Consider the following 22,232-nt stretch of genomic DNA (forward strand, 5'->3'; position numbering starts at 1 on the left):
CCTTCAACGTCACCATCAAGTAACCCACCACCCCGCACGACCCGCATGACCCCACGAGCCGCCCGGCCAACCAGCCGGGCGGCTCGACCGCGTTCAGCCCCCGCTATGGCAAAGAGGCCTGCGGTACGGTCACCGCGGCGACGGCCACCCGGCGGGGGATCCGGACGGCGCAGAGCAGCGCACCGAACAGCGACGCCGCGAACACCACCATCGCGATCGAGTAGGACCGCGGGCTCGGCAGGCCGGAGGAGCTCGCCGACCAGGTCAGCACGGTTCCCCCGACGGTCGCACCGAGGCTGCCGCCGACCGTCCGCATCACCGTGTTGACCGCGGCGGACACCCCGGTCTGCTCGCGCGGCACCGCCTCGACGACCAGCGCACCCACGGCGGCGAACGCCAGGCCGACCCCCGCGCCCATCAGCAGCACGGCGACGCACACCTGAGCGAGCGTGCCGTGCAGGACGGCAAGCAGCAGGTACGCCGATCCGGCCGTCGCCGTGCCCGCGGCGAGCGCGGCACGCGGGCCGTGCCGGCGGACCAGCAGGCTCTGCACGGGCATCACCAGCAGCGTGCCCAGCGCCGTCGGAAGCATCACCAGCCCGACGACGGTCGGGCTGGCGCCGAAGCCGATCCCGCTGCTCGCCGGCTGTGCGACCAGCAGCGGCACCAGCATCCAGGAGCCGAACATGCCGACGCCGAGCAGCAGGGTCGCGGCGTTGGTGGCGCGCACGGTCGGCAGCGCCAGCGTGCGCAGGTCGACCAGCGGGTGCCGGGCCCGGTGCTGGACGACCAGCCACAGCGCCGCGACCGCGGGCACGGCCAGGCCGGGTATCGCGACCTGCGGTGCCGTCCACCCGTACGTGCCGGAGAGGCTGATCGCCAGCAGGAGCAGGCCGAGCCACGTCGCGAGCAGGACCGCGCCGGGCCAGTCGACGCGGCCGCCGTCGCGGCGCCGGGTGCCGGGCGGCAGCAGCACCGCCACCGGGATCGCGGCCAGCGCCGACACCAGCGCGGGAATTCCGAACAGCCACCGTGACGACGCCACCGTGAGCAGCGGCCCCGCGGCGACCGTGCCGGCGGCGCCGCCGACGCTCATCACCGTGGAGACGGCGACGAACGCCCGCGGCCGGCGCTCCGGCGGCAGGTGGTCGCGGATCAGGGCGAAACAGAGCGGGAAGACCGCGCCGCCGAGGCCCTGCACGGCCCGGCCGGCGACCATGGTCCCGAGCCCGTCGGCGAGCGCCGATATCGTCGCGCCGGCGCTCATCGCGGCGAGCGCGCCGAGCATGACGCGGCGCTTGCCGTGCAGGTCGGCGAGCCGGCCCAGCAGCGGCGTGGAGACCGAGGCGCTGAGCAGGAACGCGGTCAGGATCCACCCGGCGCCCGACGGCGTGGTGCCGAGTTCGTGCTGGAAGACGCCGAGGGCGGGCACGACCAGCGACTGCAGCACCGAGTAGGCGGAGGTGGCCAGGCAGAGCCCGGCCAGGACGGCCGGGGCGCGGGTCTGCCTTTCCCGCGGCGGCGTCCGCCCCGGCGGCGGCACGGCGGGCACCTGCGCCGCCGTGCCGCCGCCGAGGACCGGGACGTCGGTCAAGACCGCAGTGCCGCGGCGTGCGCCGCGGTCGTGGCGGTGTTGCGGTTCGCGGGCCGCGGCAGCCCGTAGTGCTCGCGCAGCGTGCGCCCGGTGTACTCGGTGCGGAACCGGCCGCGTTCCTGCAGGATCGGCACCACCTCGTCGACGAAACGCTCCAGCGAGGACGGAAGCACCGGCGGCATGATGTTGAAGCCGTCCGCCGCGCCGTTGTCGTACCAGGACTCGATCGCGTCGGCGACCTGCGCCGGCGTGCCGGCGAAGGTGAGATGCCCGCGCCCGCCGCCCATGCGGGCGATGATCTCGCGGACCGTGAGCCGCTCGCGGCGGCCGAGGTTGACCACCAGCGTGCGGCGGCTCTTGGCGCCCTCGATCTCCTCCTCGGCCGGCAGGCTCGCCGGCAACTCCTCGTCGAGGCGCAGGTCGGCGACGTCGACGCCGAGCAGCTCCGCCAGGACGGGCAGCGCGAACTCGGGGCGGATCAGCCGGTTGAGCTCGGCCTCGAGCTCCCTCGCCTCGGCCTCGGTGGCGCCGATGAGCGGCACGATGCCCGGCAGGATCTTGATGTGGTCCGGGTCCCGGCCGTGCTCGGCGGCGCGCCGCTTGAGGTCGTCGTAGAACTCCTGCGCGTCGGCGAGGGTCTGGTGCGCGGTGAAGACCGCCTCGGCGTAGCGGGCGGCGAAGTTGCGCCCGTTCTCCGAGGAGCCGGCCTGCACCAGCAGGGGGTGGCCCTGCGGGGACCGCGGCACGTTGAGGGCGCCGGCCACCCGGAAGTGCGCGCCCCGGTGCGCGGGCGGATAGATCTTCTCCTGGTCGCCCCAGACGCCGCTGGCCTTGTCGGCGAGCACCACGTCGTCGTCCCACGAGTCCCAGAGCTTGAGGGAGACGTCGACGAACTCGGCGGCCCGCTCGTAGCGTTCCCGGTGCGCCGGCAGGTGGTCCAGGTTGAAGTTGCGGGCCGCGTCGAGGCCCGCCGTGGTGACGATGTTCCAGCCGGCCCGGCCGCCGCTGATCACGTCCAGCGAGGCGAACCGGCGCGCCAGGTTGTACGGCTCGTTGTAGGTGGTCGACGCGGTGGCGATCAGGCCGATCCGCTCGGTCGCCCCGGCGAGCGCGGTGAGCAGGACCGTCGGCTCGAGGACCCCGGACGGCCGGCGCCCGACCTGGTCCCAGAGCACGGGCCCGTCGGCGAGGAAGAGCGAGTCGAGCCGGCCGCGCTCGGCGATGCGGGCCAGGTTCTTGAAGTGCTCGACGTCGACCTCGGCGTGCGGGTCGCTCTCCGGCAGCCGCCAGGCGGCCTCGTGATGCCCGACCCCCATGAGGAACGCGTTCAGGTGCAGCTGTCCCGGGCGGCTCATCGGGCGGCCTGCGGGGTGTAGTGGCCGGCCTCGTCGCCCTCGAGCACGCGGCTGCTGCCGCCGTCGGCGCCGACCGGCACGTCGCCGGCGACGGTGACCCGATGCAGCTTGCGGGGCAGGTCGCCGTAGTCGTCGGCGGCGTAGTGCTGGGTGGTCCGGTTGTCGAAGACCACCACGTCGCCGACCGCCCAGTGGTGCCGCAGGGTGTTCTCCGGCCGGGTCACGTACGCCTGCAGCAGGCGCAGCAGGTCGCGCGACTCGGTCTGGGAGAGCCCGATGATGCTGTTCGCGAATCCGCCGATGAACAGGTTGGGCGCGCCGGACTCGGGGTGGATGCGGACCACCGGGTGCGCGGTGCGGTAGCGCTGCCCGACGAAGACCTTGTGGTACTCCTCGGCCTCGCTGGTGCGGAACTGCGGGTGCTCGGCGTAGTCGTGGTCGTTGGTGTGCACCGCCCACAGCCGGTCGGCGAGCAGCCGCAGGTGCTCGGGCAGGTCGGTGTAGGCGGCGGCGGTGTTCGCGAAGAGGGTGTCGCCGCCGTACGACGGGATCACGAGGCTGCGCAGCGTGGTCGCCTTGGGCGGGGCGACCACGAACGTCACGTCGGTGTGCCAGGCGTTGGCGCGGGCGCCCTCGCCGCCCTGCACCGCCAGGATGTTGGCCTGGCCGTCCACCGACGGGACGGTGGGATGCGCGGTGGTCAGGGGGCCGAAGGAGCCGGCGAACCGCAGGTGCGCCTCGTCGTCGAGGTGCTGGTCGCGGAAGACGAGCACCTTGTGCTCGACCAGCGCGCTGTTGAGCCGGGCGCCGAGGTCCGCGTCGATGTCCCGGGACAGGTCGACCCCGACGATCTCGGCGCCGATGCGGCCGCCGATGCGGCGGACGTCCGGGGTGGTGGGAGCGATCGTCATGATGCGGTTCCTTCCTAGCTGGTGGTGCGCCACGTGGAGAAGCGGCGCTCGGCGATGATCAGAAGCTGGTTCACGACGAGGCCGATCGCGGAGATCGTGATGATCCCGGCGTACATGTCGGGCACGGCGAAGTTGTACTGGGCGTAGTTGATGAGGTATCCGAGCCCCGCCTTGGCGCCGACCATCTCGGCGGCGATCAGGATGAGGATCGAGTACGCGCCGGCCAGCCGGATCCCGGTGAAGATGGTGGGCACGGCGGCGGGCAGCACCACCTTCTGGAACAGCCGCAGCGGGCCGAGCCCGAGCGAGCGGGCCGACTTGATCAGCAGCGGGTCGACGGTGCGTACCCCGCTGACCGTGTTCAGCAGGATGGGCCACGAGCAGGCATAGAAGATGATCGCCACCTTGGACGTCTCGCCCAGGCCGAGGATCAGCACGAAGACCGGCAGCAGGGCCAGCGCGGCGGTGTTACGGAACACCTCGAGCAGCGGATTGAGCAGCGTCGCCGCCGGCTTGTACCAGCCGATCAGCAGGCCGAGCGGGATGGCCGCGGCGATGGCCAGGCCGAACCCGGCCAGCGAGCGGCCGAGGCTCGCCTGGGCGTGGTCGATCAGTTCGCCCGACAGCACCAGCTGCCACCAGGCGCTGAGCACCTCTGACAGCGGCGGCAGGAAGGTCGCGTCCACCAGCCCGAGCCGGGGGAACACCTCCCAGACGGCCGCCAGGACGGCGATCGCGGCAACCCGGGTGGTGACAGAGCCGACGCCGCGCAGGAGCCGGCGGAGCCAGGGGTGGCCGGCCGCGGGCGCGGCCTCCTCGTAGGACGGTGCGGCGGCGGGCGCCGGCGGCGGCGCCGTGCGGACGGCGACCGGGGACTCGGTGAGGCTAGACACTGGCCGGCTCCTTCAGCTTGTCGTCCGAACGCAGCTCCTCGCTGCGGGCCTTGTTGACCTCGTCGCGCAGCAGGGTCCAGATCTCGTGCCGGTAGCCGGCGAACTGCGGGTCGGAGCGCAGGTCCTCGGTGGCCGAGCGGGCGGTGATCGGGACGTCCACGACCTGCTTGATTCGGCCGGGACGGGCGGTCATCACCGCGACGCGCTGGCCGAGGTAGACCGCCTCCTCGATGCCGTGCGTGATGAAGACGACGGTCTTGCCGGTCTTCTCCCAGATCCGCAGCAGCTCGTCCTGCAGTCCGTCGCGGGTCTGCGCGTCGAGCGCCGCGAACGGCTCGTCCATCAGCAGCACGTCCGGGTCGAAGGCGAGGCTGCGGGCGATCGCCACCCGCTGCTTCATGCCGCCGGAGAGCTCGTGCGGGTAACGGTCGTGGAAGCCCGAGAGCCCGACCAGGTCCAGGTACTCGCGCGCCCGCTCGGCGCGTTCACGGCGGGGAACGTGCTTGGCCTCCAGGCCGAACTGGACGTTGGCCAGCGCCGTCCGCCACGGCAGCAGGGCGTACTGCTGGAAGACGACGCCCCGGTCCAGGCCGGGCCCGGTGATCGGCTTGTCGTCGACGAGGACCCGGCCGCTGGACGGCTTCGCCAGGCCGCCGAGCAGGTCGAGCAGGGTCGACTTGCCGCAGCCGCTCGGGCCGACGATGACCAGGAACTCGCCGGCGCGTACGTCGAGGTTGATGTCCTGCAACGCGGTGACGGTGGTGCCGCGGGCCTGGAAGACCTTGCCGACGTTCTGGAAACGGATCTTCGGGGCGCTCACTGTGCGCCGCCCGGTGCCAGCTCGTTGTACTCGTTGGTGTAGATGTCGGCGGGCTTGAGCTTGTCGTTCTTGAGCTCGCCGATGCTGTCCAGCCACTCGATCCAGGTGCTGAAGTCGGTGTCGGTGATCGTGCCGCCCTTGCCGGCCACGCCCCAGCTCTTGAAGAACTTGAGCTGGCTGTCGTCCTCGTTGCGGCCGCGCTTGGAGATGATCGTCCGGAACCTCTCGACCACGGTCTCCCGCGGCTGGGTGCGCGCCCACTCGATCGCCTTGGCGGTGCCGGTGACGAACGTGTGTACCGTGTCGGGGTTCTTCTTGAGGAAGTCGTTGCGCAGCACGTAGCTGCCGCCGGTGAACGCGCCGAGCAGTTCGAAGTCGGTGTACAGCGGACGGATGCCGCCGTGCTCGAGGGCCTTGTCCCGCAGCGCGCCGCTGAGCGAGGCGACGTCGATCTGCTTCTGCCGCAGCGACTGCTCGGTGTTGACCGGGGGCACCACGACCAGCTCGACCTGCTTGATCTCCTCGGGCGTGAGGCCGTTGCGCTTCAGGTAGGTCTTGGTGATCGCCTCGGAGTGGGCGCCCAGCGTGTTGACGCCGATCTTCTTGCCGATCAGGTCCCTGGCCGTCCTGATCGGGCTGCCGTCGAGCACGAAGAAGCCGTTGTAGCTGTCCTTGTCGGAGCCGTAGTAGCCGATCACCGCGGTGATCGGCGCCTTGGACGCCTTGAGCTTGACGATCGCGCCGTTGAAGGCGCCGCCGAAGTCGGTGTCCCCGGTGGTCGCGGCCTGGATGTCCTGCGGGCCGCTGATGGTGTTGCCGATCCATTTGAGCTTCACGTCGCCGAGATAGCCGAGGTCCTCGGCCAGTTCGGGGGGTGTCACCTGCCCCACCCAGCCCTGGTAGCGCAGCTCCTTGGCCTGACCGCCACCGGCATCGTCGGACTTGCCGCAGGCGGTGAGCGCGGAGGTGGCAAGCAGCGCGCCGGCCAACGCGGCCGCTACGGCGAATCTGGATGTCTTCATGGAACGCTCCTTGCGCTGGGTACGTATCAACGACCGGCCGGTGTGTACGTCCGGTCGGGTGGAGGGCAGGTGTCATCGCGCCGCCCGCGTCAGTGCGGACGGCGTGGACGGTGGGTGACGGCGTGGGGTCAGGTGACTGGGTCAGATGACTGCTGAGCTGTGCGCGGCCGTCGGACTCAACAGGCGCAGGTGCACACCCGGAGATAGTCGACGAAGCGGCGCCGCGTCAGACGCTTGCTTCGATTCATGTGAGCAACCTAAGTGTCCCGGCCGGTCGGCGTCAGCCACTTTGTGACCCAGGACACATATTATTCCCATAGGTTGGGTGGGATATCCGTCCCGCCGCGCCCGGAGCCGGCGCGTGGCCGGGGTCCGGGCGCCTGCTCTCGCGGCGGGGCCGCGGTGCAAGGGCGGGGAAAGGGAGTCGATCGAATGCGTGAGCGGAGGAGTCGAGCGGGTCGTTCACTGAAAGTTGGGGGAGGGCGCAGCGGCTGTGACGGCCCCACCCTCGCATCCCCAACTCCTCAGGTGAGGAGCAGACGCTCCTTGCTGCCGTCCGGCGCCACGATGAAGACCGACTTGCCCTCGTCCTCGGCCTTGACGATGTAGGCGTAGACCTGAATCGCCCGGTTGAACGTGTCGGTCCTGTTGTCACCGGTCACCTGGGTGGCGATCTCCAGTGCGCGAACGGCACGCCGGACCAGGTTGATCGTGAACTTCGTCAGTGTGGTGCCGGTTTCTGCTCGCTCTTCCACATCCGCGCTCGACATGCGTCTCTCCTGCTCCTTGAGCGGGCTGACGCCCACTGAGTATCCCTTAACCGTACGGACGTCCTGTTAAGGGGACGCATATTGACCCCTTCAAAAGGCACCTGCTCATCCTCCGTGGGGAGGCGTAGGTATTCAATGCCCGCACGGTCACATCGCGGTGATCGTTTGGTTTCCGTCGCACAACTACTGGTCGCAAGTACCTGTGTTACGCACCTCTTCGGCCACTGTAACCCGGTGTTCCGGAACGGTCCATGGAACGTACATCCTCCGACAGAACTCACCCCCGAGTGTCCGCTGACCTGGGAAAGCGACACCGGGGCCGCAAGTTCCCGGCCTTGGATGAGGCGAGCACGAATGGCCCAGGCGGCGCCTCGGAGGGCTTCTGTACGTCTTTTGCGCTGGCGCATAAAAGTCTGAACAACCCCAATGTTCCGCGTGTCCGTTTTTCGGGCCGTCAAATGCCATTCCAAGGAGACTCCCTGTTGCCGCGTAGAGCATGGCGTATCTACATTTAATAGCAGATAGTGATGGGCTTCACGGAGGTCATTCAACAGACATTTTGGCCAAGGATGGGATTCGATCCTTGGTAGCAGACCGAGGGAGAAGGCCTGTGTGGCAACTGCGCAAGCTGTGGGGGATGGCGGCCGGCCGCCGGATTCAGCAGGAGCCCGAGCCGACACAACGAGTCATGGTCCGGCGGCCTCCGGACGACGACGGCCCGTTCCTGATCGACGACGACGTTCAAGCCGATCCCGGACCGGAGGAGGACCTGCGGCTGATCCCCGGCGAGGAGCTCCATCCGGACCGGGCCGAAGTGCGAGGATCCATCGGGGCGACGTACGACCCCGAGACGAAGAAGTGGACGGTCGGCGTCATCGGCCGTGAGCCGTTCGTGGTGTTCCTGGGCGGCTCGGGGATCGGCACGGCGGTGATCTGGCGCAGCGAGAGCCTGGCCGAGACCGCCGTGAAGGAGGACCACCCCGAGCAGCTGCACCTGGCCGAGGTCGGCGTGGGGGCGGGCGTGTTGATCGTCCTGGCCTCCATCGCCGCGAGCTGGCGGATATCCCGGCGAAAACCGGGTTAGGGTGCCCGGGTCACAGGCCGGTCATGCGCTGCTGTGCCTCGTTGTAGCGGGCGCCCGCCACGCCGATGCGGGTGGCCGCCTCGTCCAGCGAGGCGAGGTCGTCGCCGGACAGCTCGAGCCGGGTGGCACCGATGTTCTCCCGCAGGCGCGACAACCGCCGCGTGCCCGGTATCGGCACGAGCGAGGGGCGGCGGGCGAGCAGCCACCCGAGCGCGACCTGCGCGGGTGTCGCGTCGTGCGCCTTGGCGACCTGGCCGACCAGCTCGATGAGTGCCTGGTTCGCGGCCCGGTTCTCCGGCGTGAACCGGGGAATGGTGGTCCGGATGTCGCCGGGCGTGAACTCGGTCGCGGCGCTGACGGTGCCGGTGAGGAAGCCCTTGCCGAGGGGGCTGAACGGCACCAGGCCGATGCCGAGCTCGTCGAGGGCCGGCAGGATCTCGGCCTCGATCTCGCGGGTCCACAGCGAGTACTCGCTCTGCAGCGCGGTGACGGGGTGCACCGCGTGTGCGCGGCGGATGGTTCCGGCGCCGGCCTCGGACAACCCGAAGTGTGCGACCTTGCCCGCCGCCACCAGCTCCGCGACGGCGCCGGCGACGTCCTCGATGGGCACGGCGGGGTCGACCCGGTGCTGGTAGAACAGGTCGATCCGCTCGGTTCGCAGTCGCCGCAGCGACGCGTCGGCCACCCGGCGGATCTGCTCGGGCCGGCTGTCCACGCCGGCCATGCGGCCGTCGCGGATGTCGAAGCCGAACTTGGTGGCGATGACGACCCGGTCGCGCAGCGGCTCGAGGGCCTCGCCGACCAGTTCCTCGTTGACGTAGGGGCCGTAGACCTCGGCCGTGTCGAAGAACGTGACGCCGGCCTCGACGGCGCCGCGCAGGACGCCGATCATCTCGTCGCGGTCGCCGGGGTTCGGACCGTAGCTCTGGCTCATGCCCATGCAGCCGAGGCCGAGAGCGGAGACCCGCAGTCCCTGGCCGAGCGTTCGAGTCTCCATGGCGTCCTCCTCGGGCCGGCGCCGTCCCGGCATCACGACGTTAGCGGTCGCCGGGGTGCCCGGGGAGGTACTGCCAGTGACCCCCTGCGGCCCGAGGCCCGCAGGCGTTCGCCTGCGGGCCGGCGTCGCGGCTGACGGACCGCTACGCGGGTGCGGGGGCTCCGGAGGTCGTGACGAGGTCGATGACCTCGGTCAGCACGTCCGGCGTGCCGGGCACGGCGTCCATCGTGACGACGGTCTTGACCGTGCCGTCGCTGTAGCGCGCGACGACCTCGTAGCGGTAGCGGTCGCAGCAGGGGTTCGCGGGCAGGTACGTCGGCCGCAGCATGCGGAAGCGGAGTTCGGCGGCCACGCCCAGCGCCTCCTCGGCGCGGTCGTCGCGGGTGGTCGAGTCCACGGCGAAGGAGTCGGTACGGCCGGCGAAGCCGCCGGAACGGGTCACCGATACGGACTCGGTGCGCGGCGCCGACGCCGCGACGGCCGGCTCCGCGGCGAGCAGGGCGGTCACCGCGGCGACCGTCACGGCCAGGGTTCGGAACAACTGCTTCATTGCATCGTCCTCATCTCACGCGTCAAATTTCCCGGGCGGGCCTTCTCAGAAATCAAATACCTTGCCCGTGGCGTTGATCAGGACGCAATGGTTCGGGAATGTCTGCCGGTAGGCGACGGGATCTCCCTGCCAGGTGCCCGCCGCAATGGCGGTCACCGGGCGGTATTCCCGGGTGCAGATTCCACCGTCGTCGGCGAGTGCGGTGAGGTCACCGTCGACCGCGTGCAGATCGTCGCAGGCCGAACCCGCGGCGGCGTGGCTACCGCCGTCGGGGTCGCACTCGAGGGTGGCCAGCCGCAGCGGACCGGTGCTCTGGCCGGCGGGGAACACGGCGAGCACCAGGTTGCTGCCGGGCGGCGGTACCGCCGCCGGCGCCGCCGCGGCGGGCGCGCCCGTGGCGAGCAGCGCGGCCGTGGTGGACAGGCTGGTTGCCAGGACGCCGATGTGGTGAATGGGGACCACGAATTCCTCCTTGTGGAAGGCGCGGCTCATCGGGACGCATCCTTCTTGTGGAGGGCACGCCCGCGATTCGCTCGAATGGATCGCCCACACGTTAAGCTTTTCCCGGGAAAGCGTCAACTCGGTCCACTTTATACTCGTCAACAGAATTCGAATATGTAATATTACGGTTGTGTTTCCGCAGTGCCCGTGGCTGATCGGTTCAACGGAAATTCATATCGCCCGCCGCGCCGGGATCACCTCGGCGCAACGGGCGATACTGAGTAAATCGGGCGTACTATACCAACTCCGGCGGCGGCTCAGCCCGCCTGGGCGAAGACGCTGCTGCCGCGCACGTCGGCCGCGGTCAGCGCGGTCAGCTCGGCGAGACCGACCGGTCCGCCGAGGGCGGCGAGCCGGATCGCCTGCCGCAGCCGGCAGCGCTCCAGCGCGTTGCGGACGCTGCGCGCGTTGGCGAACCGTGGCATCGCCATCCGCAGCTCGACATAGGACTCGAACGCCGCGCGCGCGTCCGGGGTGAACCGGTAGCTGTCGCGCGCCAGCATCAGCTCGGCGATCTGTACCAGTTCGTCGTGGCTGTAGTCGTCGAAGCGGATGTGGTGTGCCACCCGCGAGCTGAGCCCCGGGTTCGAGGACAGGAACTTCTCCATCCGGTCCGCGTACCCGGCGAAGACCACCACCAGGGAGCCGCGCCCGGACTCCATCTCCTGCAGCAGGATCTCGACCGCCTCCTGCCCGTAGTCCCGCTCGTTCTCGGGGCGGTGCAGGTAGTACGCCTCGTCGATGAACAGCACCCCGCCGGCCGCCCGGGCGATCGCCTCCTTCGTCTTCGGCGCGGTGTGCCCGATGAACTGGCCGACCAGGTCGTCGCGGGTCACCGCGACCACCCGCGGCGTACGCAGGTAGCCGAGCCCGTGCAGCAGCTCGGCGATCCGCAGGGCGACCGTGGTCTTTCCCGTGCCGGGCCCGCCGGTGAAGCTCATGTGCAGCGACGGGCTGCTGGCCGACAGCCCGAACCGGGCCCGGGCCCGGCTCACCAGCAGCAGCGCCGCGATCTCGGCCAGGCGCCGCTTGACCGCGGTGAGCCCGACGGTCTCCTGATCGAACTCGGCCAGCACCGCGCGGGCCTGCGCGGCCGCCTCGTCTGCGTTGAGATCGATCAGCGCGTCCCCGCCCAGGAGCTGCTGCTCCTGGGCCGCCGGCCCGGGGCGCATCGAGAAGCCCCCGGTCATTCGGGCGAATAGCGCGCCCCGGCGGGCGCCTCGGTCGCGTACGGCTGGAGGGAGTAGCGCTGGACCCGGTCGTTGGCCTCGGTGCGCACGAGCCGGAAGCCCGGCTCGTGCGCCGGCCGCTGCACGAGGAAGCTCAGCGCCGTGGTCTGCCGGCCCAGCCGCGCGTCGTAGGCGAGCACCCGGACGTAGTGCCGCGGGAACGCGGCGCGGCAGTCGTGGATCTCGTGCAGCACCGCGTCGGGCTCGGCCAGGTCGAACAGGGGCAGGCCCCACATCTCCCAGTAGACGTTGCGCGGGTGCGGGTCGTCCGTGTACTCGATCGAGACGGGCCAGTCGTTGTCGAGGGCATACCGGATCTGCGCGGCCACCTCGTTGTCGGTCAGCTCGGGCAGGTAGGAGAAGGCTCCGTGACGCAGGTACATGGGTGTTGTCTCCTATCGGCTCGCGGTCGCGATGACATCGGGCGCGTCGGTGGCGGCGTAGTCGAACGTGACATCTCCCCAGGTGGAGAGGGCGGCGTCGAGCGGACCGCACCGCTGCGCGGCGGCGCGCAGCACGCCGGGACCCTCCCGGAGCAGGTCCTTGCCCTCGTTGCGGGCCTTGATGATCGCCTCGAGCGCCACCCGGTTCGCCTCGGCCCCCGCCGCGATGCCCATCGGGTGGCCGATCGTGCCGCCGCCGAACTGCAGGATGACGTCCTCGCCGAGCAGCTCGACCAGCTGGTGCATCTGCCCGGCGTGGATGCCGCCCGAAGCGACCGGCATGACACCCGGCATGCTCGCCCAGTCCTGGTCGCAGTAGATGCCGTGCGCGGGGTTCGCCGGGATGTGGTCCAGGCGCAGCGTGTCGTAGAAGCCGCGGGTGGTCGCCGGGTCGCCCTCGAGCTTGCCCACCACGGTGCCCGCGTGCACGTGGTCGATGCCGATCAGCCGGCACCACTTGGCGATGACGCGGAAGCTCACGCCGTGCGTCTTCTGCCGGGTGTAGGTGGAGTGGCCGGCCCGGTGCAGGTGCAGCAGCACGCCGTTGCGGCGGGCCCAGTTGGCCATGGACTGCATGGCGGAGTATCCGATGGTGAGGTCGATCATGATGACGACGCTGCCGAGCTCCTTGGCGAACTCGGCGCGCTCGTACATCTCCTCGACGGTCGCCGCGGTGACGTTCAGGTAGTGGCCCTTGATCTCGCCGGTCTCCGCCGTCGCCCGGTTGACACCCTCCATGCAGTAGAGGAACCGGTCGCGCCAGCGCATGAACGGCTGCGAGTTGATGTTCTCGTCGTCCTTGGTGAAGTCGAGACCGCCGCGGCACGCCTCGAAGACCACGCGGCCGTAGTTGCGGGCCGACAGCCCGAGCTTGGGCTTGACGGTGGCGCCGAGCAGGGGACGGCCGTACTTGTTGAGCATCTCGCGCTCCATCACGATGCCGTGCGCCGGACCCTGGAAGGTCTTGACGTACGCCACCGGGATCCGCATGTCCTCCAGCCGCAGCGCGAGCAGCGGCTTGAAGCCGAAGACGTTGCCGATGATGGACGAGGTCAGGTTCGCGATCGAACCCTCCTCGAACAGATCGATGTCGTAGGCGACGTGCGCGAAGTACTCGCCGGGGCGGCCGGGCACGGGATCGACCCGGTACGCCTTGGCCTGGTAGTGGGTGTTCGCGGTCAGCCGGTCGGTCCACACGACCGTCCAGGTGGCGGTCGACGACTCGCCGGCCACCGCGGCCGCCGCCTCCACCGGATCCACTCCGGGCTGCGGCGTCACCCGGAACACCGCCAGCACGTCGGTTTCCTTGGGTACGTAGTCGGCGTCGTAGTAGCCCATGCTCGCGTAGCTGCGTACCCCGGGGTTCCACCGGTCTTCACTGGTCATGCGGTCGACACTGCCGCCCGGACACTCCATTCGTCCAGCGAGCTTTCCCCGGGTTCACTTGAGCGTTCGCTTGTCTATTGTGGGCCCATGACACCCGTCCGGCTGCAGACGTTCCTGGCGATCGTCGAGTGCGGGTCCGCCCGCGCCGCCGCCCAGCGGCTGTCGGTCACCGAGTCGGCCGTCTCGGCCGCGCTGGCCGCGCTGCACCGCGAGGTCGGCGTCGTGCTGCTCGAGCGCAGCGGCCGGGGGCTGCGGCTGACCGAGAGCGGCGAGATGTTCGCCGGCTACGCGCGGCGCATCCTCGGCCTGCTCGACGAGAGCGTCGCCGCCGCCCGCCGCGGCGTGGACGCGGAGCGCGGGCGGCTGCGGATCGGGGCGGTCACCACCGCCGGCGAGGCGCTCATCCCGGGCCTGCTGGCCTCGTTCCGGCAGCGCTATCCGCAGGTCGAGGTGACCCTCGACATCGGCGTCCGCGACCGGGTCTCGGCCCTGCTCGCCGATCACCGGCTCGACGTCGTCATCGGCGGCCGGCCCGGCGCGGGCCAGGTCACCCGGGCCACCCGGGCCAACTCGATGGTTCTCGTGGCCGCGCCGGGGCCGGAGCACGACCTCGGCGCGGTCAACTGGCTGCTGCGGGAGGCCGGCTCGGGCACCCGCGACGCGACCCTCGCGCTGCTGCAGCGGATGCAGCTCGAACCGCCGCTGCTGACGCTCGGCTCGGTCGGCGCGGTGGTGTCATCGGCGGCCCTGGGCCTGGGCGTCACCCTCGTCTCCACCGACGCCGTGGAGGGGCACCTGCGCGCCGGCACGCTGCGCCGGATCCCGGCGCCCGGAACCCCGCTGATCCGGCCGTGGCACGCGGTCACCACGGCCGCGCCGACCGCCACCACCGAGCTGTTCCTGCGCCACCTCACCGAGCCGCGGCACGCCGGCGAGCTCGTGTTCCGGGTGGCCCGATCTCATCCGCACACCCGCCCGCGCGGGTGAGGCACCCCGGCCGGCCCGCCCGTACGTTCGGCGCAGCGTACGACGCCGCCGCCGCGGCCCGACCGTTGGGAAACCACCGTGCCCAACCTGACCGAAACCGCAGCCGGCCTGGCCGCACCGCTCGGGCGGATCACCCTCACCCGGCACACCATCGAGCAGGAGCACCGGCACCTCGACTCGACGGGCGACTTCTCCGGCCTGCTCAACGCGATCACCACGGCAGTGAAGATCATCGCCAACCAGGTCAACCGGGGCGAGCTCGCGGCACCGGCCGAACGCGCCGGCGCGGCGAACGTGCCGGGCAAGGTGCTCGCGCATCTCGCCCTCGCCAGCAACGAGGTGATGGCCGCGGAGACCCTCTGGGGCGGGCACCTCGCCGCCATGACATCCTCGGCGACGGCCGGCATCCTGCCGATCCCCGCGCCGTACCGGCGGGGCAAGTACCTGCTGTCGTTCGCCCCGCTCGACGGATCGGACGACATCGACGTGAACCAGTCGGTGGGGACCATCTTCTCCGTGCTGCGTACCCCCCGCCCGGGCGCCGACCCGCGGGTCGAGGACTTCCTGCAGCCCGGAACGGAACAGGTCTGCGCGGGGTTCGCCCTGTACGGCCCGGCCACCATGCTCATCCTGACCACCGGCGACGGCGTGGACGGGTTCACCCTCGACCGCGACATCGGGGCGTTCGTGCTCACCCACCCGCGGATGCGGGTGCCCGAGCAGACCCGGGAGTTCGCCATCAACAGCGCCAACGAACGCTTCTGGGAGGCGCCGGTGCGGCGATACATCGGGGAGTGCCTGGCCGGCCGGAGCGGGCCCCGGGAACACGACTTCACCATGCACTGGGTGGCCTCGCTGGTGGGGGACGCGTTCCGCATCCTCACCCGCGGCGGCGTCGTCCTCTACCCGGCCGACAGCAACCCCGGCCGGCCCGGTGAGCTGCGGCTGATGTACGGGTGCAACCCGATCGCGTTCCTCATCGAGCAGGCGGGCGGGCGGGCCAGCACCGGCCGAACCCGGACGATGGAGCTCGCCCCGGCCCGGCTGGACCAGTGCGCGCCGCTGGTGTTCGGCTCGCGGGCCGAGGTCGAGCGCATCGAGCGCTACCACCACGAGCCGGACGACGAGAGCTTCGACGGGTCGCTGTTCAACGTGCGCTCGATGTTCCGGGCCGGCTGATGTCGGCCGAGCACCCCGTCGTGGCCATCACCGGGTCGTCGGGCGCCGGCACCACCTCGGTCACCCGTACGTTTCAGCACATCTTCCGCCGGGAGGGCCTCACCGCCGCCATCGTCGAGGGCGACTCCTTCCACCGCTACGACCGGGAGGAGATGAAGAAGGAGACGGCCGCCGCGGCGGCGGCCGGCAACCCGAACTTCTGCCACTTCGGGCCGGAGGCCAACCTGCTGCCGGAGCTGGCGGCGCTCTTCGAGGAGTACGGCAAGACCGGCACCGGGCGGCTGCGCCGTTACCTGCACGACGACGAGGAGGCCGCGCCCTTCGGGCAGGACGCGGGCACCTTCACGCCGTGGGAGGACATCGCGCCCGGCACCGACCTGCTCTTCTACGAGGGGCTGCACGGCGCGATCGTGACGCCGGACGCCGACGTCGCACGCCACGCCGACCTGCGCATCGGCGTCGTGCCCATCATCAACCTGGAGTGGATCCAGAAGCTGCACCGGGACCGGACCCAGCGCGGCTACTCCGAGGAGGCGGTGATGGACACGATCCTGCGCCGGCTTCCGGACTACGTGCACCACATCTGCCCGCAGTTCTCGCAGACCCACATCAACTTCCAGCGGGTGCCCACGGTGGACACCTCGAACCCGTTCATCGCCCGCACCATTCCGACCGCGGACGAGAGCTTCCTGATCATCCGCTTCGCCGACCCGAAGGGCATCGACTTCCCGTACCTGCTGTCGATGCTGCACGACTCCTTCATGTCCCGACCGAACGTGATCGTCGCGCCCGGCGGGAAGATGGAGCTCGCGATGCAGCTGATCTTCACCCCGATGATCCTGCGCCTGATGCGACGCCGGGTCAGGGCATGACCGCGGCGCGCGCCGACGGCGGGCCTGTCGGCGCGCGCCCGGTCATGCTCGCGGTCGGCGGCGACAGCGGCTCGGGCAAGACGACGCTGGCGCAGGGGCTCGCCGAGGCCATCGGCCCGCACCGGTGCACGTCGATCTGCGTGGACGACTACCACCGGTACGACCGGGCGCAGCGCTCGGCGCTGGGGCTGACCGCGCTGTCGCCGGACGCCAACCACCTCGACATCATGGAACAGCACCTCCAGCTGCTGGCCATCGGCCAGCCGATCCTCAAGCCGGTCTACGACCACCGCAGCGGCACCTTCGCCCGGCCCGAATACCTGCGGCCCCGCCAGTTCGTCATCGTCGAGGGCCTGTTCCCGCTCTTCTCCAAGCTCGCGCGCGCCTGCTTCGACGTGACCGTCTTCGTCGACCCGCCGGAGGAGCTCCGGCACCGGTGGAAGATCCTCCGCGACACCACCAGCCGGGGATACACCGAGGCCGAGGTGCGCCGCGAGCTCGCGCGGCGCGAGCCCGAATCGGCCGCGTACATCCGCCCGCAGCGCCGCTTCGCCGACATCGTCGTGCGGTTCGCGCCGGCCCTGGACGGTTTCGACCCGCCGGGCACGCCGTCCACCGCCGAGCTGCTGCTGCGCCCGACGGTCCAGCACCCGTCGCTGGCACACCTGCTCTCCGACGGCGCCGGCGCGGCCATGGACCTGAACGTCATCCGGGACGACGACGGCACCCCGGTCGACTGCCTCCGGGTCCACGGGCGGGCCACCCCGGAGGAGGCCCGGCTGCTGGCGAAGGCGCTCTGGGAGTGTGTCGGCCGCGGCCGGGAGATCCCCCGCGGGCTCGGCCGGCTCGCCGACGGCGCACACAGCGAGCCGCTCGCGATCACCCAGGAGATGCTGCTGTTCCACCTCATGCAGGAGGTGTACCAACGGTGAAGGCATCCGCACCGCGCCGGCTGCGCGCGGTCATCTTCGACGTCGACGGCACGCTCGCCGAAACCGAGCGCGACGGGCACCGCCGCGCGTTCAATCTGGCGTTCCGCGACCACGGACTGCCCTTCCACTGGGACGTGGCCGAGTACGGCCGGCTGCTGGCCGTCACCGGCGGCCGGTACCGGCTGGCGTGGTACCTCGCGGAGCAGGGCCTGAGCGACCCGGCCGGGGCGGCGCGGGTCCTGCACCGGACCAAGACCGTACACTTCGCGGCCTGGCTGCGCGCCGGCCCGCTGTGCCCGCGGCCCGGCGTGCACGAGCTGCTGACCGAGCTGCAGGACCGCGGCGTGAGCGTCGCGATCGCCACGACCGGCCGCCGCGAGTGGGTGACCATCCTGCTCAAGCGCCTGTTCGACGACATCGTGTTCGCCGCCGTCGTCACGGGTGACGACGTGGCGGAGCTCAAGCCGGAGCCGGAGGCCTACCTCCGGGCCCTGTCCGCCCTGGGGATCGGGGCCCGGGACGCACTCGCCGTCGAGGACTCACCGCCCGGGCTGGCCGCCGCGACCGCGGCGGGGATCCCGTGCCTGGTGGTGGCGTCGGAATACCACAGGGACATGCAGTTCCCCGGTGCGGCCGCGGTCGTGCCGGGCTACCGGGCGACGGATCTGTCCGACGTGGTCGTGCCCGACATCCTCGCCGGTGGGGTCACGACGGACGCGCTGCGGCGGCTGCACTCGACGGCACTGCTCCGGTGACCACGCTCCGCTGACCGCGCGACCTCGCAGGGTTCCATGTCCGAAAAGGACAGGGCGCCTGCGGGGCTCGGTCCACCCTCGACATCGACCATCGTTACCCGTACTATTCCATGCAAATGCCGACCAATGACCGGGCCAGCCGCCCGGGCATCGGTGCCGGCATCGAGGCAACGGCGTCCGGCGCTGGTGACCAACCGGCAGGACAGGACTCCGTTGCGGCCGCGGCTGGACCACGACCCGCCGAGGCTGACCGCGCGGATCCAGTGGGAAACGCTGGAGCGTTGTCGCACGCGCCGCACCGGGCGGATACGGTCGCGGCCGGCCCGGGCCTGCACCCATGTTCGACCTCACCACCGACCGTCCACGCGGCGGAGCATCGGCTCGCTGGAGGAGTTCATCATGAGCAGCCCGCTACCCGTTCGACGGCGGACGGACCCCACCGCCCCGGCGGCGCGTCCGCCGGGCCGGCGGCTGGGGGAGTCCGCCGGCGCCGCGACCGTTGCCGAGGTGTCCGGTGCATCCGCCTGACCGCGCGCCGATCCGGGTGCTGCTGGTCGACGACCACGAGATGGTGTTGCAGGGCCTGCGCGCCATGCTCGCCCGGTTCCCGGACGCCGTCGAGGTGATCGGATCGGTGGGCGACGAGGCCGGCGCGGTACAGGCCGTCACCGCGTACCGGCCCGACGTGGTGCTCTGCGACATCCGGCTGCGCCGCGACAGCGGGCTGGACGTGTGCCGCGCGATGCGGGCCGCGGAACCGGCCACGAGGGTCGTCTTCCTCACCGTCTACGACGACGAGCAACACCTGTACCAGGCATTGCGCGCCGGCGCTTCGGGCTACCTGCTCAAGCGGATCGACGGGCCCGAGCTGCTGCGTCACCTCGAGAACGTCCAGCTCGGCGACATCGTCATCGACCCCGGCCTCGCCGGGCGGGTGGCAACGGCCGCCGCGCACCTGCGCCAGGGCGAATTCTGGCCCGGCGCGCGGCTGGGCCTGACCCAGCGCGAGAGCGAGGTCCTGGCGCTGCTCGTCGGCGGCCTGTCCAACAAGGCGATAGCGGCGCGCCTGGTGGTCAGCGACGACACCGTCAAGACCCACCTCCGTGGCCTCTACCGCAAGCTCGAGGTCAACGACCGCGGCTCGGCGGTCGCGGTCGCGCTGCGCGAATGCCTCTTCCATTGACGGATCTCATCGGCCAGGTCCGCGGCTGGGTGACCCGCGAGCCGTCGCTGCCGGCGGTGCTGGACCGGGTGGCGGCTGCCCTGACCGACGCGCTGGCGGCCGACGGATGCCTCGTGTTCCGCGTGGCCGACGACGGTGACCTCGTGCTCAGCGCCGGCCACCCCGCGCCCGGCGAGCCCGGCCTGAGGCTGCCGCGTGGCTTCGGGGTGACCGGGCGGGTGGCGGCCGACGGGATACCGGTCGTCCTCGTCGACGACCACCCGCGCAACCAGCGCCACCGGGAACTGCTGGGGATCGGCGCCGGCGATCCGGTGTCCCGGCTGTGCGTGCCGGCGCGGGTGCCGGACGGCGCGAGCGTGGCCGTTCTGGCGGTGTTCAGCAGGCGGCGGCGCGCGTTCGCCCCGGACGAGGTCGACACGGCACAGGCGGTGGCGGATCTCGTCGCGCTGCGCGTGCACCTCTCCGGCCTGGCCGACAGCCTCGACGGTTACCGGAGCCTGCGGGACAACGCGGTCGCGGACACGGTCGCGATGCAGGAGGCCGAGCGTCGCCGCATCGCCGGCGACCTGCACGACGGCGTCACGCAGGCCATCGCCAGCCTCAGCTTCCACCTGTCGGCCGCGAAGGCGGCCCTGCAGGACGGCGACATCGGCGACGTCGCGAAGCAGGTCGACGCGGCCCGTTCCCTCGCCGACCTCGCCTTCGGCGAGACCCGCAGCGCCATCACCGGGCTGAGCAGCCCGATCCTCGACGACCTCGGCCTCGCGGCCGGTCTGGCCAGCCTGGCCCGCAACGTGCCCAACCTGCCGATCCGGGTCCACGCGCAGAACCTGTCGCTGCCGGACCACGTCACCACGTCGCTGTTCCGCGTGGCGCAGGAGGCGATACACAACGTCGTCAGGCATGCCGACGCCGGCGGCGCCGTGATCCGGCTCTCCGGGCACGGGCGCCTGGTCATGCTCACCGTCACCGACGACGGCCGCGGCTTCGAACCGACCACGCGGGAACTGCGCCGGGTGCATCCCACCGGCGCGCCGCGCGGCCTGCGCGGCATGGCCGAGCGGGTCCGCCTGCTCGGCGGCGAGCTGCGGGTCCGTTCCCGGTGCGACGAGGGAACCACGATCGAGGTACGGATACCCGACGTCCTCTGATCCGCCCGGTACCGCCGGCGGACCGAATAGTTTACTCGCGCCACATGAAAAGCGTCGGTTTGCATCGCCGAAAGACACCTTCGGCTGACATTTCTTGCGCGGACGGCGACTGTCCCTATCTGCTGAAGACTGCGCGTTGCGTCCGCAACCTGTTCCTACCTCGACCGAAATCCGTACCGATGCCTTTCCGCCGGATTTTCGAAGCATTGCCAGTAGTAGGAGGTGAGCGACGTGAAAGCGAGAATCGCGCGAGTCGGTGCGGCGTTCGTCATGATCTCCGTGATTCTCACGGCGAGTCCCGCGACGGCCGTGCCCCGCACGGCGCCCGGCCGGGCGCAGGCAAGCCTCGCCGAGGTGCGCGCCGGCTGGTACTACCTGTGGAGGTCGGGGTCACCGCAGCAGGGCCATCCTCGGGTCGACAACGCCGGGGGCATCGCCGGCCTGCGTCTCGGCTTCTCCCACGCGTACGTCTGGCCGCATCAGGGGCATGACCCGCTGTGGATCTACTACCGGGTCAACTACAGCAATCTCGGCGATCGGATCCTCTACTTCACCTGCCAAGGGGTGACGGATCCCACGATCTCGGGGGAGTGGCTCAAACGGTCGAACGGCACCATCGCCGGCTACGTGGGCGGCGAGAGGAGCTACTGCGGCCAGCACCCGAATGCCAACTTCACGCTGGGACCCGGCCGGGCCATGACGGTGTGGGTGCTGGTCCACAATGTCCCGTGGCCGGGCGACAAGATCTCGCTCGAATGGCAGCGGGGCTCCCGCCTGCCGGTCCGCACGGAATGGTTCCCGCCGTATGCCGACGGACCGTACACGAGGCCGGCGCCGCCGAGGGACGTGTGCCCGTACGACTGTTCTTGAGTGCTCTGCGACGTGCGAATCCCGCGGGTCATCTGCTGACAGCAGATCGGCTTGGTTCGCGGGCTGCGCCGGTCCCATGGTGGATCGAGCAGTAGCGGTCCGAGTACGAGGAGAAGTCATGCAATCATCCACCGGGGCGACGCCGAACGCGGGCTCGATCGACGATCAACTGGCTGCCCGGCTGCTTCATCAGCGCATCATCGTGCTCGGGACGGAGGTCGACGATCCGGTCGCCAACCGGCTCTGCGGCCAGCTGCTCCTGCTGTCGGCGGAGGATCCGTACGGCATGATCAGCCTCTACATCAACTCGCCGGGCGGCTCGGTCAGCGCCGGCCTGGCCATCTACGACACGATGCGGTTGATCCCCAACGACGTGAGCACGCTGGCGATGGGGCTGGCCGGCAGCATGGGGCAGTTCCTGCTCTCCGCCGGTACGCCGGGCAAGCGGTTCAGCCTGCCGCACGCGCAGATCCTCATGCACCAGGGCTCGGCCGGCTTCGGCGGCACGGCGGCCGACGTCGAGATCTACGCCGACCAGCTCGAGCGGGTCGGCGCCACGCTGCTGCGGCTGACCGCGGAGCACACGGGGCAGCCGATCGAGACGGTGGAGCGGGACAGCCGGCGCGATCGCTGGTTCACCGCGGAGGAGGCCCTCGAGTACGGCCTCATCGATCACGTCCTGGACAGCGTCGACGACGTCCGCCCCGCGCTGGCCCGCCAACCGATGGGGCTGGGAGCATGAGCGAGC

The 22,232-nt window shown here is 70.9% G+C and carries 23 protein-coding genes; 10 read left to right on the forward strand and 13 right to left on the reverse strand.

Annotated elements, in window-relative coordinates; all coding sequences use genetic code 11:
• Positions 1–103: 103 nt before the first annotated feature.
• The 7 genes from AB0B58_RS32490 to AB0B58_RS32520 form a co-directional block, all read right to left on the reverse strand.
• On the reverse strand, positions 104–1,594 hold the full coding sequence (locus AB0B58_RS32490; RefSeq protein ID WP_360231462.1) for an MFS transporter: 1,491 nt from the start codon (positions 1,592–1,594) through the stop codon (positions 104–106).
• Positions 1,591–2,949: an LLM class flavin-dependent oxidoreductase gene (locus tag AB0B58_RS32495; RefSeq protein WP_360231465.1), complete on the reverse strand. Its 1,359-nt coding sequence runs from the start codon at positions 2,947–2,949 to the stop codon at positions 1,591–1,593. Before AB0B58_RS32495 ends, AB0B58_RS32490 begins: the two co-directional genes overlap by 4 nt.
• Positions 2,946–3,860 carry a TauD/TfdA family dioxygenase gene (locus AB0B58_RS32500; RefSeq protein WP_360231468.1) on the reverse strand — a complete coding sequence of 305 codons (915 nt, stop codon included), beginning with the start codon at positions 3,858–3,860 and terminating at the stop codon, positions 2,946–2,948. The genes AB0B58_RS32495 and AB0B58_RS32500 overlap by 4 nt, the downstream gene beginning before the upstream one ends.
• A gap of 14 nt (positions 3,861–3,874) precedes the next feature.
• Entirely contained in the window at positions 3,875–4,753 is an 879-nt protein-coding gene (locus tag AB0B58_RS32505) for an ABC transporter permease (RefSeq protein WP_360231471.1), read from the reverse strand.
• Positions 4,746–5,573: an ABC transporter ATP-binding protein gene (locus AB0B58_RS32510; protein WP_360231474.1), complete on the reverse strand. Its 828-nt coding sequence runs from the start codon at positions 5,571–5,573 to the stop codon at positions 4,746–4,748. The genes AB0B58_RS32505 and AB0B58_RS32510 overlap by 8 nt, the downstream gene beginning before the upstream one ends.
• Positions 5,570–6,595, reverse strand: coding sequence for an ABC transporter substrate-binding protein (locus AB0B58_RS32515; RefSeq protein ID WP_360231477.1), 1,026 nt, complete (start codon positions 6,593–6,595; stop codon positions 5,570–5,572). Before AB0B58_RS32515 ends, AB0B58_RS32510 begins: the two co-directional genes overlap by 4 nt.
• Positions 6,596–7,119: 524 nt before the next feature.
• Entirely contained in the window at positions 7,120–7,401 is a 282-nt protein-coding gene (locus AB0B58_RS32520; protein WP_360231480.1) for a hypothetical protein, read from the reverse strand.
• 574 nt (positions 7,402–7,975) lie between these two features.
• On the opposite strand from AB0B58_RS32520, the gene AB0B58_RS32525 reads away from it, so the two are divergent.
• A complete protein-coding gene (locus AB0B58_RS32525) occupies positions 7,976–8,449 on the forward strand; it encodes a hypothetical protein (RefSeq protein WP_360231483.1) in 474 nt (157 codons plus the stop codon).
• A 10-nt stretch (positions 8,450–8,459) separates the two neighbouring features.
• On the opposite strand, the gene AB0B58_RS32530 is transcribed toward AB0B58_RS32525, so the two are convergent.
• From AB0B58_RS32530 to AB0B58_RS32555, 6 genes are all read right to left on the reverse strand, one after another.
• Complete coding sequence (locus AB0B58_RS32530; RefSeq protein WP_360231486.1) at positions 8,460–9,446, reverse strand: aldo/keto reductase; 987 nt, start codon at positions 9,444–9,446, stop codon at positions 8,460–8,462.
• A 142-nt stretch (positions 9,447–9,588) separates the two neighbouring features.
• Positions 9,589–9,996: a hypothetical protein gene (locus tag AB0B58_RS32535; RefSeq protein WP_360231489.1), complete on the reverse strand. Its 408-nt coding sequence runs from the start codon at positions 9,994–9,996 to the stop codon at positions 9,589–9,591.
• 45 nt (positions 9,997–10,041) lie between these two features.
• Positions 10,042–10,488, reverse strand: a complete 447-nt coding sequence (locus AB0B58_RS32540) for an SSI family serine proteinase inhibitor (RefSeq protein ID WP_360231492.1) — start codon at positions 10,486–10,488, stop codon at positions 10,042–10,044.
• A gap of 266 nt (positions 10,489–10,754) precedes the next feature.
• Entirely contained in the window at positions 10,755–11,687 is a 933-nt protein-coding gene (locus tag AB0B58_RS32545; RefSeq protein WP_360231495.1) for an AAA family ATPase, read from the reverse strand.
• The gene (locus tag AB0B58_RS32550) at positions 11,684–12,109 is read right to left on the reverse strand and encodes a ribulose bisphosphate carboxylase small subunit (protein WP_360231498.1); all 426 of its coding nucleotides are present in this window, start codon (positions 12,107–12,109) and stop codon (positions 11,684–11,686) included. The genes AB0B58_RS32545 and AB0B58_RS32550 overlap by 4 nt, the downstream gene beginning before the upstream one ends.
• A 12-nt stretch (positions 12,110–12,121) precedes the next feature.
• Positions 12,122–13,555 (reverse strand): form I ribulose bisphosphate carboxylase large subunit, encoded by a 1,434-nt coding sequence (locus tag AB0B58_RS32555; RefSeq protein WP_360231501.1) that lies wholly within the window; start codon positions 13,553–13,555, stop codon positions 12,122–12,124.
• An 87-nt stretch (positions 13,556–13,642) separates the two neighbouring features.
• On the opposite strand from AB0B58_RS32555, the gene AB0B58_RS32560 reads away from it, so the two are divergent.
• The 9 genes from AB0B58_RS32560 to AB0B58_RS32600 all read left to right on the forward strand — a co-directional run bounded on the left by AB0B58_RS32560 (position 13,643) and on the right by AB0B58_RS32600 (position 22,226).
• Positions 13,643–14,542 carry a LysR substrate-binding domain-containing protein gene (locus AB0B58_RS32560; RefSeq protein ID WP_360231504.1) on the forward strand — a complete coding sequence of 300 codons (900 nt, stop codon included), beginning with the start codon at positions 13,643–13,645 and terminating at the stop codon, positions 14,540–14,542.
• Positions 14,543–14,620: 78 nt separating this feature from the next.
• Positions 14,621–15,721, forward strand: coding sequence for a class 1 fructose-bisphosphatase (locus tag AB0B58_RS32565; protein ID WP_360231507.1), 1,101 nt, complete (start codon positions 14,621–14,623; stop codon positions 15,719–15,721).
• Positions 15,721–16,593, forward strand: a complete 873-nt coding sequence (locus AB0B58_RS32570; protein WP_360231510.1) for a phosphoribulokinase — start codon at positions 15,721–15,723, stop codon at positions 16,591–16,593. The genes AB0B58_RS32565 and AB0B58_RS32570 overlap by 1 nt, the downstream gene beginning before the upstream one ends.
• A complete protein-coding gene (locus tag AB0B58_RS32575) occupies positions 16,590–17,525 on the forward strand; it encodes a phosphoribulokinase (protein ID WP_360231513.1) in 936 nt (311 codons plus the stop codon). Before AB0B58_RS32570 ends, AB0B58_RS32575 begins: the two co-directional genes overlap by 4 nt.
• The gene (locus tag AB0B58_RS32580; protein ID WP_360231516.1) at positions 17,522–18,280 is read left to right on the forward strand and encodes an HAD-IA family hydrolase; all 759 of its coding nucleotides are present in this window, start codon (positions 17,522–17,524) and stop codon (positions 18,278–18,280) included. Before AB0B58_RS32575 ends, AB0B58_RS32580 begins: the two co-directional genes overlap by 4 nt.
• 514 nt (positions 18,281–18,794) lie before the next feature.
• Entirely contained in the window at positions 18,795–19,463 is a 669-nt protein-coding gene (locus AB0B58_RS32585) for a response regulator transcription factor (protein ID WP_360231519.1), read from the forward strand.
• Complete coding sequence (locus AB0B58_RS32590) at positions 19,448–20,614, forward strand: GAF domain-containing sensor histidine kinase (RefSeq protein ID WP_360231522.1); 1,167 nt, start codon at positions 19,448–19,450, stop codon at positions 20,612–20,614. Before AB0B58_RS32585 ends, AB0B58_RS32590 begins: the two co-directional genes overlap by 16 nt.
• Before the next feature lie 231 nt (positions 20,615–20,845).
• Positions 20,846–21,484 (forward strand): hypothetical protein, encoded by a 639-nt coding sequence (locus AB0B58_RS32595; protein ID WP_360231525.1) that lies wholly within the window; start codon positions 20,846–20,848, stop codon positions 21,482–21,484.
• A 118-nt stretch (positions 21,485–21,602) separates the two neighbouring features.
• Complete coding sequence (locus tag AB0B58_RS32600) at positions 21,603–22,226, forward strand: ATP-dependent Clp protease proteolytic subunit (RefSeq protein ID WP_360231528.1); 624 nt, start codon at positions 21,603–21,605, stop codon at positions 22,224–22,226.
• The last annotated feature ends 6 nt before the right edge of the window (positions 22,227–22,232 follow it).

This window comes from Actinoplanes sp. NPDC049118, assembly GCF_040648555.1.
In the GTDB taxonomy this organism is placed as follows: Bacteria; Actinomycetota; Actinomycetes; order Mycobacteriales; family Micromonosporaceae; genus Actinoplanes.